We start from the raw sequence: 15,684 nt of genomic DNA, 5'->3' as shown, positions 1-15,684 counted from the left end.
GCACGGAAGCGGCATCCGACTTCCCCCACCATGCGCCATTTATCGCCTATCCATCCAGTATGAGACTCACTATAGGGTCACCCGGAACAGCTTCGGGAGTAGTGGACTCCGGAGGTCATGAGGTTCTCTGCGCGGCCGCGCCCTCGGGTCCGTCACCCTGGTCGAGAGGGTACCCGACCATGCTGGAACGAGTCCTACGTCACGTTCGCGACGGCGCACTGGATGCTACAGTAAGTGGACTGTTGAGTGATATACGACACACGTTGGGGTGGGTGCTCGTGACTTACGTTCTTGGCATAGATGTCGGAACCAGCTATACGGCGGCTGCAATTTCCCGCTGCGAGAACCACCTTTTCGCTCCCCCTCAAGTGATGAACCTCGGCGGCAGGGGCGGAACCGTACCCTCGGTCATCTTCGTTGCGTCGGATGGCGAGCTGTCCATCGGGGACATCGCCGAGCGGCGAGGCGTGCGGGCACCTGAACGGCTCGTCCGCGAGTTCAAGCGACGCCTGGGAGACTCGATACCGGTTGTCATCGAGGACGAGAGCTTCACACCGGAGTTCCTCTTCGCGTCCGTGGTGCGGTGGGTCGTGGATCAGGCCGAGGAGCGCGAAGGCGAGCCGCCCGAGGGCCTTACCGTGTCCCACCCCGTCGAGTGGGGCGAATACCGAACCGATCTGATCCGGCAGGCGCTGTCGGATGTCGGTCTCGGACATGCCGAGCTCCTGAGTGAACCGGAAGCAGCGGCGCTCTACTACGCCTCCCACGAGCGCGTAGCGGACGGCAGTACCATCGCGGTGTACGACCTCGGCGGCGGCACGTTCGATGCGGCCGTCCTGCGGAAGAGCAGTGACCAGGCCTTCGTCTCCCTCGGGACTCCGGTCGGGATCGAACGCCTCGGCGGGGCTGATTTCGACGATCTGGTCTTCCGGCACGTCGTAGCCAATACTCCCGGCCTACTGGAGCATCTCGACATGTCCGAGGCGAGTGGGCATGTGCTCCTCGCGCGCCTGCGGCGTGAATGCGTGGAAGCGAAGGAGATTCTCTCCTCGGACACAGAGACCACCGTGCAGGTACTTCTGCCGAACCTGCAGAACGACGTCAGACTCGTGCGGTCCGAGTTCGAGGAGATGATCGAGGAGCAGGTAGGCGAATCGGTCGACGCTCTTCGTCGGGTCATGCGCACAGCCGAGCTGGAAGCGGCCGACCTCGACGCCATCCTCCTCATCGGTGGATCCTCCCGCATCCCGCTGATTGCGCAGACACTGTCCGCCGAACTCGGCAGGCCGATCGCGATCGATGCCGATCCCAAGGCGTCCATCAGCCTGGGAGCCGCCTTCGCCGCTGCAGCGCTCATCGAGGTGATCGACGACGACAGCGACGAGCATCCTGTGCAGGGGCTCCTGCCTGCCGTGTCAGGCCACCCGGTGCGTCGACGCCCCGCCGCGGCGGCTTTCGTCCGCGCTGAACCCGCCGCCGCTGTCGGTGCATCGCACCCGCGGGGACGCACCGTGGCGATAGCGGCAGCTGCCGCCCTCCTCGTCACCCTCACCGCGACTGCCGCCCAGAGCCCGACAGGGATCAACGCCATCGCCTCGGTCCTGGCCCAGGGAGGCGTTCCTGACGGCGCGAGTACAAATGGCTCCGACGGAAGGGAATCCGAGGAGAGCAGTACCGACGACACCTCCGGTGCGGCTCAGAAAACAGCTTCATCGACGATGGAGGAGTTCATAGGTATCGCGAACGGGTCACTCGCTACAGCACCGACCGCCACGAGCACAGGGTCGGCCGAAGCAGGCAGGACGCCGACGAGCGACCCGACCGGGTCGCCCGTGCAGGGCCCTGAGCGTGACGCGAAGGGGCCGGTCCTGCAGTCCGCGAGCGGGTCCATCGACCCGGTTGCTCCAACCACAGATCCGGCGCCGGCTTCACCCCCCGCGGAAGACGCAAACCCGAACCCGGCCACTGACCCACTGCCCGTTCCCACTGACCCGTCCACCGACCCCACGACGGATCCGCTGCCTGACCCGATCACCGGACCCACGACGGACCCGACGCCGGACCCAACCACCGGCCCAACCGCGGACCCGCTGCCTGACCCGACGCCGGGACCCACTACTGAGACGCCCTCCGAACCGGCCATCGGTCCCACTCCGGGGGCCAGCCCCATCCCGAGTGACGGCTCGCAGGCTCCCGAGACGGCGGCGCCCACTCCAACACCCGCGCCGACCGCCTCCCTCGGGCTGACGGTGGATCTGCCCGACCTGCCGGCGAATCCGTAGCACCGGTGACGGAAGTGTACGGAAGTCCCAGGACCCAAGGGATGCGCCACAGCCTCATCCGAGAAACAGTCCTGAAGTCGTTGGTCGCATCCCCCCGACGTCCGCTGCTGCTCGGCATAACAGGAGCCGGGGGAAGCGGGAAGAGCACTCTCCTGGGCATGCTGGAGGCGCACTACAGAGCTGAGGGAGTAACGGTCCGTCGTGACTACCTGAAGTTCGATTCCGAAGCCAGCGCCGGTCGAAGTGCCGTCTTCGTCGACGACGCCCACTCGCTCAAGGAGTCGGATCTCGCCCACGTCCATTCGCTCCTCGGAGCGGATCACGTGGACGTCATCATCGCGTATCGTCCCTGGCCTCGGACGAAAGCGCTGCGCGAACTGGTGGCGGCGATCAAGGAACAGACTCCGCCCATCAAGCTGAAGCCCTGGTCGCTCGAGGAGATCGACGATTACGCCGGTTCCTCCCTGGGAACGAGAGTCTCCGCAGATGTCGTGAACAAGATCGCCGAGCTGACCGGCGGGATGCCCTGGCTCGTCCAGCGAGTCGTGTCTGGCTTCCATGACAGCGGGAGCGGATCGAGCGCTGCCGGTCTCGTCTCCCATCAGGGCCTCACCGAACTCGCTGACGAGCTAGAGGAGATCGGCGGCATCAGTCGCGACACCCTGTTGGCCATGGCTGTCGGTGATGTTGCCGGCGTTCATCCGTTCCCGGCCCTGGGGGGCGCTGGGGGCGACTTCGATGAAGCAATCGCACGGGCGAAATCAGCAGGATTGCTGCTTCCCACCGGTCAACTCATCCCCTTGGTGCAGCAGTCGTTGCTGGCGGCTGCACCACGGTATCGGGTGCAGGAGCTCCAGAAGGCGATCGTCGACGCGCTCGAGTCGCAGGGGCCGCTCCCCTCGGGCGTTGCGCGTGCTTTGGCACAGAGCGGGTTCAAGGACCAGCGAGTCGGGCACCTGCTGGTCGAAGCGGGCAATGCAGCGCTTGCCTCGCAGCCTGATCTTGCTGCCGCCCTGTATGCAGACGCCGTCACGGCCGGCACCAACGAGCTGGCACTGGCTGCGCGCCGCGCCCAGGCCGCGTTGGCGCTCGGCGATCTTGATACAGCAGGACGGCTCCTTGACGACCTCCTGATGCAGCCAGCCGCCCCTGACCTGCGACGAGGAGTGAACGTCTCCGCCACTGTCTGGGCCCAGCGGGGTATGTTGGCCCGCGGGGCGGAGGTGTACCGCTGGTTGGGCCCGGAAAGAGTGGGATCCTCGGGTCCGCTTGCAGCCGTCGCGATGGTCGGCAGCGGCGACAAGGACGGGGCCCGGCAGATGCTCGATGCAGCCACACCTTCCGCATCTCCCACTGTGCTCGCCGTCGCGACCACCCTCATGGCCCAGGGCATCTACGACACCCTGGGAGATCGACCCCAGCAGGCGGTAGCTACCCTCATCAGGGCGTCCAATCTGATGACCTCTTCGGCCGCCTGCATCCCTCTGCCTGACCTGCCGGCAGCGCTCGGCGCCGTCGTCGCGCTGCACCACGGAGATATCCGCGTTGCGCATTCCATCCTCGATGCAGCGTTGGCAGGCAATCAGGGAGGTGATGGGGGGCGTCCGAGGCTCATGTTGCTGGGAGCCTGGGTAGCCATGCAGGAAGGCCACCTGGATCAGGCACGGTGTGCGATCGATGAAGCGACCGAGCTCTGCGACAGCAGTTTCGCACCGCGTGACCAGTACCTTCTGGACGTACTGGAGGTTGCCATGGCACGGCGTACCGGCAGCGCCATCGACCTGGTGACCGCCTGGAGTCGAGCACAGGAAAGTGTGTCCCGGGTGTCGGTCGACCTGTATAACCTGCTTCCACTCGGGGAGTTGATGGTAGCGGCCGCCCGTCTCCGGGAATCCCGATGGCTGGAGCCTCACATCGAGGAGGCGTGGGCGCTGCTCGCCAAACTCGGGAATCCGACACTGTGGGCCGTCCCGCTGCATTGGAGCGCGGTGCAGGCCGCCATGCTCAACGAGCGGCCCGACAGTATCTCGCCCCACGCCTCCGCACTGGTGCGCGCTTCGAGTCACAGCCACGCGGCCTCCGCTTTCGCCACGGCTGGTCGTGTGTGGATCTCTGTCCTCGGTTCGAAGTTCGACGTGGCCGCCGTGGAGTCGGCCGCCCACGGCCTCTCGGCAGTCGGCAGGCCCTGGGACGGATCCCGGTTGGCAGGGCATGCAGCAGCTCGGGCGAGTGAGGGAAAGGACATGAGCCAGCTCCTGGCGTGCGCTCGTGGTCTGAACCCGAATACGGGCCTGAGCCAGCAAGCACCCCCGTCGCCCGAAGCACCGGGTCCTGGCGAAACGGGAACCGCTGCCAGTCCCACGCCGGAGCAGGGCAAGCTGAGCGCGCGCGAGTACGAGGTTGCGCATCTGGTCCTGCAGGGCAGGACCTACAGGGAGATCGGAGAGACGATGTACATCTCCATGCGCACGGTAGAGCACCATATGGCTCGTATGCGTCGGCGACTTGGGGCCAAGAACCGGTCCGAACTGCTCATGCAGCTTCGCCTGATTCTGCGGGATACGCCTGGCTCCACAGATTGAGAGCGACAGCGCTCTCGGTATGTGTGGTGCGAAGTCCCTTCCGAGAGTTCTCGTGGCTTCGTACGTCCTCGACTACCTAACGGGGGCAGGACAACCCCTAACCCCCTAATGCTGTCGGCACTGAAATCCCTAGCGGGCCGCTTCCAGGTAGGGGGTTTACCCCCGATGCCCGGTGGGTGACGTGAGCCATACGTTTGATTCAAGCCCGGTAGCGACACTGGGCGGGATCACCTTCACACACTCTTCAGATCGAGGGATCAAATCATGGCTACACTCGCTTCTTCACTTCTTGACTTCCTGATGAACCTCTTCAACGATCCGGAAGCCGCTGCCGACTTCCTGGAGGACCCGGAGCAGGCTCTGGAAGATGCCGGCCTGGGCGGCGTGTGCTGGGATGACGTCGAGGCTGTCCTGCCCGTCGTCGTCGACTACGCACCGATCACGGTCAGCTCCTCCTTCGACCGCGAGTACAACACCGGTGGCAACGCCACGGGTAACTTCGCGGGCAACACCTGGGCTCCCGTCGCCGCCGCTCCGGCCGCACACGTGGCACCCGCTCACGTCCACCACGATGACGACCACGGTCACGCCGTTGCGCAGCTGCACAGCATCGTGAACAACTACACCTACACCTCCACCACGGATGACCGCGACACCATCACCGACCAGTCGGTGAACCAGAACATCTGGGCCAACGGCGACGTCACCCAGCTGTTCGACAACGACGCTGTTGTCGCATCCGGCGACGGCGCCATCGCCGCCGGCGACGACGTCGAGATCGACGAGTCCGAGGACAACTCGACCAACATCACCGTCGGCGACATCGAGATCGATGACTCCTTCAACGAGGACAACGACACCGACATCGACGTCGACATCGACGACTCGTACAACGAGGACAACGATGGTGTCGACGGCGACGGCAATGTCGTCGGTGGCAGCGGCAGCGGAGCGATCGTCGTCGGCGACGACAACGCTGTCGGCAACGAGGACAACGATGGCGTGGACGGCGACGGCAACATCGTCGGCACCGAGGGTGACGTCATCATCGGCGACGGCAACGTCACCGGCGACGAGAACGTCGTCGGCGATGGCAACGTCGTCGGCAACGACACCGAGATCGACGTCGAGGTTGGTGACATCGTCGGTGGCGATCAGGTCGGTGGCGACCAGGCCGGTGGCGACATCATCGACGTCGGAGATGTCACGGTCGGTGACATCGTCGGTGGCGACAACGTCGGTGGCGACAACGTCGGTGGCGACCTCATCGATGTCGGAGACGTCGATGTAGAGGTCGGCGACATCGTCGGCGGAGACCTCGTTGAGGGCCCTGTCGTCGGTGGCGACCTGATCGAGGACGTCGAGATCGGCGACGTCGTCGGTGGCGACGTCATCGAGGTCGGAGACGTCGACCTCGACCTCGTCGGTGGCGACCTCATCGAAGGCCCCCTCCTCGGTGAGGGCGCCGTCATCGGTGACATCGATGCTGACCTCGACGTCGTAGCCGAACTGCCCGCCGTTGTGGAGCCCGGCGCCTAAGCAGTAGCCCCGTAACACAACAGCATGAGTGGGAGGCCCGGACATTCCGTCCGGGCCTCCTGCGCGTCCAAGCCCCTACATGCCGGACCGGCCTGTAGGGGTTTGAACTGTCGAAGCCGGCGGAGGACCAGAGGACTTCGACCGGAACCAGCACGGAACGCAATCCTTCCGGAGTGACGGCAATGCTTACGAGACCCCGACTACCTAACGGGGGCAGGACAACCCCTAACCCCCTAATGCTGTCGGCACTGAAATCCCTAGCGAGCCGCTTCCAGGTAGGGGGTTTACCCCCGATGCCCGGTGGGTGACGTGAGCCATACGTTTGATTCAAGCCCGGCAGCGACACTGGGCGGGATCACCTTCACACACTCTTCAGATCGAGGGATCAAATCATGGCTACACTCGCTTCTTCACTTCTTGACTTCCTGATGAACCTCTTCAACGATCCGGAAGCCGCTGCCGACTTCCTGGAGGACCCGGAGCAGGCTCTGGAAGATGCCGGCCTGGGCGGCGTGTGCTGGGATGACGTCGAGGCTGTCCTGCCCGTCGTCGTCGACTACGCACCGATCACGGTCAGCTCCTCCTTCGACCGCGAGTACAACACCGGTGGCAACGCCACGGGTAACTTCGCGGGCAACACCTGGGCTCCCGTCGCCGCCGCTCCGGCCGCACACGTGGCACCGGTTCATGTTGCTCCCGTGCACCACGATGACGACCACGGTCACGCCGTTGCGCAGCTGCACAGCATCGTGAACAACTACACCTACACCTCCCACACGGATGACCGCGACACCATCACCGACCAGTCGGTGAACCAGAACATCTGGGCTGACGGCGACGTCACCCAGGTGTTCGACAACGACGCTGTTGTCGCATCCGGCGACGACTCCATCGCCGCCGGCGGCAGCGTGGCGCTCGACGAGTCGGTGGACAACTCGACGAACATCACCGTCGGTGACATCGACATCGACGGATCCTTCAATGAGGACAACGACACCGACATCGACGTCGACATCGATGGATCCTTCAACGAGGACAATGACGACGTCGACGGCGACGACAACGTCGTCGGTGGTGCTGGTGCAGGAACCGTCGTCGTCGGCGACGGCAACTCCGTCGGTAACGAGGACAACGACGACGTCGACGGCGACGACAACATCGTCGGCACCGACGGTGACGTCGTCATCGGCGACGAGAACGTCACGGGTGACGGCAACGTCGTCGGTGACGACAACGTCGTCGACAACGAACTCGATGTCGATGTCGAAATCGGCGACATCGTCGGCGGCGATCAGGTCGGTGGCGACCAGGCCGGTGGCGACATCGTCAACGTCGGAGATGTCGAGATCGGTGACATCGTCGGTGGCGACAACGTGGGCGGCGACAACGTCGGTGGCGACCTCATCGATGTCGGAGACGTCGACGTAGTGGTCGGCGACGTCGTCGGCGGCGACCTCGTTGAGGGCCCGGTCGTCGGTGGGGACCTGATCGACGACATCACGGTCGGTGACGTCGTCGGTGGCGACGTCGTGGAGGTCGGAGACGTCGACCTCGACGTCGTCGGTGGCGACCTCATCGGTGGCCCCGTCCTCGGTGAAGGCGCCGTCATCGGTGACATCGAGCTGGATGTCGTAGCCGAGCTGCCCGTCCTCGACGGCGGCGTTGAAGGCTAGGCAGTAGCCCCGTAACACAACAGCATGAGTGGGAGGCCCGGACACCATGTCCGGGCCTCCTGCACGTGGCACACTTACGGTAATTCGAGGGGGAGTTGTATGACCGAGCTGGTCAAGCTGGTGGAGGAAGGCATCGCGCTGGCGACTGCGGGCGAGCGGGAGGACCTCCGCGCGCGGCTGGAGCAGACCCGCAAGCGCCTGCTCGACCCGAACGTCCGCGTCATCGTGGTGGGGGAATTCAAACAGGGCAAGAGCAAACTCATCAACGCGCTCGTCAATGCCGCCGTGTGTCCCGTCGACGATGACATCGCTACGTCCGTGCCGACGGTCGTACGCCACGGAAGTCCGGCATCTGCGAGCATCGTTACCCTCACGAGCAACGGTTCGGATGGTGAGGAGGAGATGAAGCGTGTTCCCGTCAAACTCGATGAGCTGGCCGGCTACGTCTCCGAGAACGGGAACCCAGGTAATGAACGCAAGATCGCGTCGGCTGAGGTGCGCCTGCCGCGGCAGCTTCTCAGCGGCGGCTTGTCGATCATCGATTCGCCAGGGGTCGGCGGCCTCGATTCCGCCCATTCCCTCGCTACCCTGACTGCGCTGCCCACAGCCGACGCCATGATCCTGGTGTCCGACGCATCCCAGGAGTACACCGAGCCGGAGATCAGCTTCCTCCGGCAGGCCATGCGTGTAACACCAACCGTCGCATGTGTCCTGACGAAGACCGATCTGTATCCGCAGTGGCGCCAGATCGAGGAACTCGACCGGCATCACCTCGATCAGGTCGATCCGAAGATCCCGCTCTTCCCCGTGTCGTCGGACCTTCGGCTTCACGCAGCGCGCCTGCAGGACAAGGAACTGAACATCGAGTCGGGATTCCCCCCTCTCGTGAACTACCTGCGCCGGGAGATCCTCGGGAAAGCAGAACGTATCCAGCGCAAATCCGTTCAACAGGACCTGCTGGCCGCCACGGGACACCTGCTGCTCTCCCTGCGAGCCGAACTCAACTCCCTCGAGGACCCCGGCAATTCTCCGCAGATGATCGCCGGGTTGGAGGCCGCGAAGGAACAGGCGAACGAACTGCGGAAGAGGTCGGCGCGTTGGCAGGTGACGCTCAACGACGGAGCCAGCGACCTCATAGCTGACATGGAGCACGATCTGCGGGAGCGTATGCGTGCCATCCAGCGTGAGGCAGAGACCGCGATCGATCAGGGCGACCCGGGGGCAGTGTGGGACCAGTTCTCCGAGTGGCTCGAGCAGCGCGTGTCGGCGGCCGTTTCCGAAACCTTCATCTGGACCAATGAGCGAGCCCAGTGGCTCGCCGAACAGGTAGCCGAACATTTCGCGCAGGATCACATCCCCCTGCCGGCGCTTCGCGTCGACGACACGGAGAACGTCCTCGATCCGGTGGAGCAGATGCCCACGCTCGATCCCGGTCACATCAGCCCGGGCCAGAAGGTGCTCATCGGAATGCGAGGCTCCTACGGAGGCGTCCTGATGTTCGGCCTGTTGACCGGGATCGTGGGCATGGCACTCATCAACCCGCTTTCCGTCGGAGCGGGCCTCATCCTCGGCCGCAAGGCCTACACCGAGGACAAGGAGGCCCGACTCAAGCGACGCCAGGGAGAGGCGAAGGTCCTGGTACGTCGGCAGATCGACGACGTGATCTTCCAGGTCGGGAAGCAGCTGAAGGACCGTCTCCGACTCGTTCAGCGCTCCACCCGGGACCACTTCACCGAGATTGCGGAGGAACACCACCGTTCGCTCGGTGATTCCGTAACCGCGGCCCAGAAGTCTGCCGCTACCCTGGCCGTCGAGCGGGATCAACGAGTGCGCACGATGAACGCCGAGATCAAGCGGGTGACTTTGCTGCGCCAGCAGGCGCAGGCTCTGACCAGGGCGCCCGCGAAGACCGCCGCGGTCTGATGACGTCGGTCCTCGATCAGGCGTCGGACCTCGTACGCCAGGCACTGGATATCTACGAGGACGACCCGATCGGTCGTGACCTGCTGCAAGGTCTTCACAGCCGGCTGGAGGAGCCGCTCCGGGTCGCTGTGGCCGGCATGATCAAGGCCGGCAAGTCGACCCTCATCAATGCGATCATCGGCGAGGAGATCGCTCCTACGGACGCTGGAGAAAGCACGCGGATCGTCACCTGGTACCGCTTCGGGGCCACCCCGAGAATCACCGTGCACCTGCACGACGGCGCGATCGACGCGCTCCCCGTCCGTCGGGTCGGCGGGCGCCTGGTCCTGGACACGGGCGGCCGCCACGCCGCGGATATCGCCCGCCTGGTGGTGGACTGGCCCTCACGACAGCTTCGTGACATCACCATCATCGACACGCCCGGAATCGCGTCCCTGTCCGAGGACGTGTCCCAGCGGTCCCTGACATTCCTCACTCCCGTCGACGCCCCGTCGGAAGCGGACGCGATCGTCTACATGATGCGTCACCTTCACGCCTCCGACCTCAACTTCCTCGAGGCGTTCAAGGACAGCACGGCCGGCCGTTCGGCGACCATCAACGCACTGGCTGTGCTGTCCCGTGCCGACGAGATAGGCTCCGGCCGCATCGACTCCCTTCTATCGGCCGGCAACATAGCCGACCGATACCGCCGCGAGGGCGTCGTGCAGAAACTTGCGCTCGAGATCCTTCCCCTGGCCGGTCTTCTTGCGCAAAGCAGCCGCACCCTACGGCAGTCCGAGTTCTCGGCCCTGCAGAGTCTTTCGTCATTGGAGCGACCCGAGCTGGAACGGCTCCTCTTGTCCGCCGATCGTTTCCTGAGGCCGGACCCTCGCCTCGCCGTAAGTCCCGAGATCCGTGCTGAACTGCTCAACCGATTCGGCCTGTTCGGTGTTCGCCTCGCGTCTGCCCTCATCCGTGCGGGATGTTCCGACGCCAGCACGCTAGCGCGTCAGCTGACTCGGCGCAGCGGACTCGACGAACTGCTCGCCGTCGTGTCCGCACAGTTCCAGGCCCGGGCGGACCACTTGAAGGCGCGATCCGCGCTCCTGGGGATCGGTACACTCCTTCGCCAGAGACCTCGTGCAGGAACCAGCGCAATCACGTCCTCCCTCGAGCGCCTGGAGGCGAGCGATCACGAGTTCCGGGAGCTTCGGCTGCTGGCCGACCTCAGAAGTCAGGCGGTGGTCATGCCGAACGGTCTCAATGCAGAGGCTGAAGCCTTGATCGGCGGTCACGGTGTAGGGCCCTCTGCCCGGCTCGGCGCCCCCGACGACGCTCAGCCCGAGGTTCTGCTCGACACCGCGATGGGCCACCTCCGACGGTGGCGATCCCTGGCACAGAATCCTTTGACCTACCGTGAGACCGCTGAAGCATGCCAGGTCGTGGTGCGGAGTTGCGAAGCCGTGCTGCACTCGCTGCGGTCGCAGGAACTCCTGCCTGCACGCAAGCTTCCCGTCTACGACCGCGAATGAAGCCAGGTTCCGACAGCGGGCGAGAACGCCAAGATGAGCCCGAGTCCCGCGATCGGAATCTGCGCTCCGAGAGCCAGCAGTGTGTACAGACCTTCGGTGCCTGTGGGGACCAGGAACTCGACCGCAAGCAAGATAGCGCCGGCGTGCAGGACGAGCAAGAACACGAGGAACCATCGAGCCGAAGCGTGCTGGCGCATCAATGCGTTCAGGACAAGGAACTGAAGCAGAACGACGGCGACAAGGGCACTGAGGCTGCTCCAGAACAGGATTGCTGCCACCGTCTTGAGGTTCTCCGTACTCTGGCCCGGATCACGGTCGGTGACGTAGGCCAGCAGCCTGTCCCCGTGGGTCTCCCGGTTCAGGAAGATGACCACGGCGAGGATGATCGCGATCAGGCAACTCACCGACAGCAGACGCCGAGCTGCCTTCAGGGACCCTGGTGGTGGCGGGATGGAGTGGATCGGCGCCGGAGTGCGATCGGCCATCCTCGGCTTGGGCGGAGGACCCGAGGCCGTGATCGCCGGTGATCCTTCGGGAGCCGATTCGGTCGCCGAGATCTTCCCGTCGGCGTCGACGTCTTTCCGCTCTTCTCCCATTGCTCCAATGTATCGGGCTTTGTCGCCGCGCCGGTCTCAGATTCACGAACATGTCGGACTCGACCATCGTCGTGCTCAGCCGATCATGCTGGAGCTTCGTTCAACGAGGGTGCGTTGCCGCGCAGCGGCCCGGTGAGACACCGGGCCCGCTGTGCGTTGCAATCTACTCCGAGGCTTCCCGCTTCGTCGGTACGATGCGCTTGATGGCGAGGCCGAGAGCCAGCATGGCGAATCCGGTGAGGACGACCCAGAGGGGCTCGGCGCCAGTCATGGCAAGCGTTCCGGAGCCGGCGACTCCAGCTGCAATGGGGGCAGTCGTATCGTTGTACATGTGATCTACCAAACTTTCTTCTTGTGCGTGAGCGCGTCTAGGTAAGCCTTCGCATGGACCGCCTGCAGGAACAGGTCGATCGTCAGTTCGTACATGGTGGCCGCGGCTAGCTGGTGTCGCCAGCCGCGAAGCCGGAGCGTGACCACCCGTTCGATTACGAAAACGCCGGTTACGGCCAACCAGAACGGCTGTATGACAACCACTCCCACCGTCGCCAGCGCAAAGATAATCGTGCCGAGGTACAGCACCGTCACTACGACGCCGGCGACCGAAAGGGCTTGGCGCGCCCAGTAACCTCGCGTCACTTTGGTCCAGCCGTACTGGACGCAGTTCTCTACTGCCCCGCGCTTCCAGCGCAGCCGCTGGTTCCAGAGCTCCCGCCAGGTCGGCATGACCTCGGTCACGAGTGTGCAGTCGGCGGGCGACTTGATCCGGTAGCCGAGTGTCAGGAGAGCGAACGACAGTTCGTTGTCCTCCGTGAGGACTGTCGTGTCGTACAGGCCGCCCTTGCCATCACCAGGGGGTAGAACGCCTGACAGGCGCGAATCCATGACGTCCCGGACGGTCCGGACACGGAACAGGGCCGCTGTGCCGGTTACCACGAGGCATTTCCCTTTGAGACGGGCTACGTCGCGCGCGTAACGGGCGTATTCGTTACGTTGAAGGTGGCCGACGAATCCGCCACCCTCTCCCCCGCTGAACACGCCTCCGATGGCGCCCATGCCGGGATCTTTCAGCAGGTGCTTCGCGGCCAGTTCGAGGAAGTTCGGAGCAAGCTGCGAGTCGGCGTCCTGCACGAGTATGAGGTCGTCAGGAGCCGATTGCTCGAGCACGCCGGGAAGCGCCCAGTTGAGGGCCCCTGCCTTCTTGTCACGGTTGCCGACAGTCTCTACTACCAGCGCCCCGTGAGCGCGGGCTATGGCAGCTGTATCGTCGGTGCAGTTGTCCGCCACCACAACCACTTCGTCCGGCTGACGGGTCTGATCCCTTAGGGCCTGTATGGTCGCGGCGATATCACCTGCCTCGTTGTGTGCCGGGATCATCACGGTGATGCGTTGTCGCATGACAGTCCTCCTTCGCTGATGGCAGGCGTTTTAGGGCGGGCGGCCTCACGTCAGCCGCGCCTGGGAGCTCCAGAGCTGGATTTGTCAAAGCTTCGACGGAGCCCTGTTTCCATGTCACACCAGCGCTCGGATCAGATCGGGCCCAAGGTTGCAGGTTGGGTAATACCTCCCGGAATTCGGGTGATCATGGGTATCAGGAACGTAGAGGGCGCAGGGGTAGGGGTATCCCCGTGTGAGAGTTAGGTAGCAACTACTCGATTTACGCCCCACGCTCGAACGCACCATCGCCGAGGGGCAGCTGAGTGTTGAGCGAAACTGAAAGACCCGGTCGGAGCAACGCTCCCACCGGGTCTTGTTCGGTCAGGATCCAATCCCCTTGCTAGGTCTGGGGCGAAGCGGTGATGACCACGTTCTTGCCCCAGGGATCCTCCGTGTAACAGCTGATGATGACGAGCCGGTTCGGCATGACAGCCCAGATGTCGCTTTCCCTCAGGGTGTCCTTATCGTGTGTGGTGATCGAATCGATGACGTAGGGGATAGCTTCCTGACCGGTAGTGATGGTGACGGCATCGCCAACAGAGGCATGAGTGCTGAAGCGATCGAACGGAGCTTCTCGCCCCTCCCAGCTGTGTCCGGTGATGTAGGTCGTATCGGTGGAACCGGCACCTGGCGATCCGTAGGAACTGATCCAGTAGCCGTCGTCCGTATAAGGGGGGACGATCGACTGATTCGCGAGATCGTCAGCTGTGGGACTGAGTTGTAGGACGGGGACATCAATCCCTGCGGCGGTGACTGTGATCCTGGTTGGAGCAGAGGTAAGCGTGCCAGCCGCAGGAGTTGTGGTCCCATCAGGACCCGAATCGGTATCGGGAGGGCTGGCTGGATCCTGGATCTCGCCTGCGTTCCGGGCGTCGACTGCTTTACCCGAGGCAGCACCGTCTTCTGGAAATTCCCGCGGACTCACGTCTGGTTCCGTCGGCACGGGATCAGTCAGCGCAGGGGCGCGGACTTCCGCTGGTGCGGCATCTCCACTGGGCGGTGCGAGGGAGGACGGCGGCTGGTCGAGCGAGATGACCATCAGCAATGCAAGTCCGAGGACCGACAGAAAAGGCGATGCACTCCTGCGAATAGGCCCGGGACGTACGGCATGCGCCGTTGTCCGTGTGCTTCGTGGATTCAGATTCATTGTCCGTGACCTTTCACGGTTGTAGGGACACCGGCTTGGCCTGGCCGGTGCCCCCACAATCGATCTGTTCGCGAGCCCTCCTAGTGAAGGCGGACCCACTTGGCGGAACTAACTCCCGTGCTTCGAATCCCGACGGCTACCGAAGACGGCCACCGCTATGGTCAGACCGCCAGCCATCAGTCCGACGAGGCTGAAGTACTGAGTAGGGGAGGTAGGATTCTCGGCCACGGCTGCGGACTGGATGTTGAGGCCGCGCTGGCTGCGAACTCCTTCCCTGACTCCGACAACAGCGGCTCCGCGCCTGATGTTCGTGCCGACGACTGCGCCAACGGTGTTACCCGGGGCACCCTGTACGCCTGGGGCGCTTGGCATACCCGGCGCGCCCGGGGTACCTGGCATACCCGGCGCGCCCGGGGTACCCGGCATTCCCGGAGCGCCCGGCGTACCTGGGTTGCCTGGGTTGCCTGGGTTGCCCGGGTTGCCCGGGTTGCCCGGGTTGCCCGGGTTGCCCGGGTTGCCCGGGTTGCCCGGGTTGCCCGGGTTGCCTGGGTTGCCTGGGTTGCCTGGGTTGCCTGGGTTGCCTGGATCAGTCGGGCAGACCCCGTTCGGAGGATTCACGATGTCACCCGCGTGACCACCATGACCGTTCAGACCGTTCTTGTTCACTTCGATCCGAACGTACGGGTTCGTCGCCGAGCCCGTCGCATGACAGATCACGACCTTCTCATTGCCATTGCCCGGGTTGCCTGGACCAGTCGGGCAGACCCCGTTCGGAGGATTCACGATGTCACCCGCGTGACCACCATGACCGTTCAGACCGTTCTTGTTCACTTCGATCCGGACGTACGGGTTCGTCGCCGAGCCCGTCGCATGACAGATCACGACCTTCTCGTTGCCATTGCCCGGGTTGCCGTTGCCCGGGTTGCCGTTGCCCGGGTTGCCGTTGCCCGGGTTGCCATTGCCCGGGTTGCCATTGCCCGGGTTGCCATTGCCCGGG

General features: G+C 64.4%; 9 protein-coding genes and 1 pseudogene. 6 read left to right on the top strand and 4 right to left on the bottom strand.

Annotated elements, in window-relative coordinates; translation table 11 throughout:
• Positions 1–278: 278 nt before the first annotated feature.
• The 6 genes from FDK12_RS10040 (at position 279) to FDK12_RS10015 (ending at position 11,510) form a co-directional block, all read left to right on the top strand.
• Positions 279–2,282, top strand: coding sequence for an Hsp70 family protein (locus tag FDK12_RS10040; protein ID WP_137369453.1), 2,004 nt, complete (start codon positions 279–281; stop codon positions 2,280–2,282).
• A 158-nt stretch (positions 2,283–2,440) separates the two neighbouring features.
• Positions 2,441–4,864 carry a helix-turn-helix transcriptional regulator gene (locus FDK12_RS10035; RefSeq protein ID WP_189636325.1) on the top strand — a complete coding sequence of 808 codons (2,424 nt, stop codon included), beginning with the start codon at positions 2,441–2,443 and terminating at the stop codon, positions 4,862–4,864.
• A gap of 264 nt (positions 4,865–5,128) precedes the next feature.
• On the top strand, positions 5,129–6,403 hold the full coding sequence (locus FDK12_RS10030) for an IniB N-terminal domain-containing protein (protein WP_189636324.1): 1,275 nt from the start codon (positions 5,129–5,131) through the stop codon (positions 6,401–6,403).
• A 392-nt stretch (positions 6,404–6,795) separates the two neighbouring features.
• Positions 6,796–8,076 carry an IniB N-terminal domain-containing protein gene (locus FDK12_RS10025; RefSeq protein WP_137369451.1) on the top strand — a complete coding sequence of 427 codons (1,281 nt, stop codon included), beginning with the start codon at positions 6,796–6,798 and terminating at the stop codon, positions 8,074–8,076.
• Between the two features lie 99 nt (positions 8,077–8,175).
• Positions 8,176–9,999, top strand: a complete 1,824-nt coding sequence (locus FDK12_RS10020) for a dynamin family protein (protein ID WP_137369450.1) — start codon at positions 8,176–8,178, stop codon at positions 9,997–9,999.
• Complete coding sequence (locus FDK12_RS10015; protein WP_137369449.1) at positions 9,999–11,510, top strand: dynamin family protein; 1,512 nt, start codon at positions 9,999–10,001, stop codon at positions 11,508–11,510. Before FDK12_RS10020 ends, FDK12_RS10015 begins: the two co-directional genes overlap by 1 nt.
• Here the strand turns inward: FDK12_RS10015 and FDK12_RS10010 are convergent.
• The 4 genes and pseudogenes from FDK12_RS10010 to FDK12_RS15245 form a co-directional block, all read right to left on the bottom strand.
• Entirely contained in the window at positions 11,495–12,106 is a 612-nt protein-coding gene (locus FDK12_RS10010; RefSeq protein WP_137369448.1) for a hypothetical protein, read from the bottom strand. The two genes, FDK12_RS10015 and FDK12_RS10010, sit on opposite strands and share 16 nt — an antisense overlap.
• A 336-nt stretch (positions 12,107–12,442) precedes the next feature.
• A complete protein-coding gene (locus FDK12_RS10005; protein WP_137369447.1) occupies positions 12,443–13,501 on the bottom strand; it encodes a glycosyltransferase in 1,059 nt (352 codons plus the stop codon).
• A 379-nt stretch (positions 13,502–13,880) separates the two neighbouring features.
• Complete coding sequence (locus tag FDK12_RS10000) at positions 13,881–14,579, bottom strand: class F sortase (protein WP_137369446.1); 699 nt, start codon at positions 14,577–14,579, stop codon at positions 13,881–13,883.
• Between the two features lie 216 nt (positions 14,580–14,795).
• Positions 14,796–15,684, bottom strand: a pseudogene (locus tag FDK12_RS15245) (hypothetical protein); the annotation flags it as partial.

It is taken from the genome of Arthrobacter sp. NamB2 (assembly GCF_005281365.1).
Taxonomy (GTDB): domain Bacteria; phylum Actinomycetota; class Actinomycetes; order Actinomycetales; family Micrococcaceae; genus Arthrobacter_D.
Note: the sequence above shows the minus strand (reverse complement) of the source record. Positions and strands in the feature narration are given on the sequence as shown.

Bases quoted from the DNA above. Each gene is read 5' to 3' on its own strand.
- FDK12_RS10035 (WP_189636325.1), top strand. From the start codon at position 2,441: ATGCTGGAGGCGCACTACAGAGCTGAGGGAGTAACGGTCCGTCGTGAC.
- FDK12_RS10030 (WP_189636324.1), top strand. From the start codon at position 5,129: ATGGCTACACTCGCTTCTTCACTTCTTGACTTCCTGATGAACCTCTTC.
- FDK12_RS10025 (WP_137369451.1), top strand. From the start codon at position 6,796: ATGGCTACACTCGCTTCTTCACTTCTTGACTTCCTGATGAACCTCTTC.
- FDK12_RS10020 (WP_137369450.1), top strand. From the start codon at position 8,176: ATGACCGAGCTGGTCAAGCTGGTGGAGGAAGGCATCGCGCTGGCGACT.
- FDK12_RS10015 (WP_137369449.1), top strand. From the start codon at position 9,999: ATGACGTCGGTCCTCGATCAGGCGTCGGACCTCGTACGCCAGGCACTG.
- FDK12_RS10010 (WP_137369448.1), bottom strand. From the start codon at position 12,106: ATGGGAGAAGAGCGGAAAGACGTCGACGCCGACGGGAAGATCTCGGCG.
- FDK12_RS10005 (WP_137369447.1), bottom strand. From the start codon at position 13,501: ATGCGACAACGCATCACCGTGATGATCCCGGCACACAACGAGGCAGGT.
- FDK12_RS10000 (WP_137369446.1), bottom strand. From the start codon at position 14,579: ATGGTCATCTCGCTCGACCAGCCGCCGTCCTCCCTCGCACCGCCCAGT.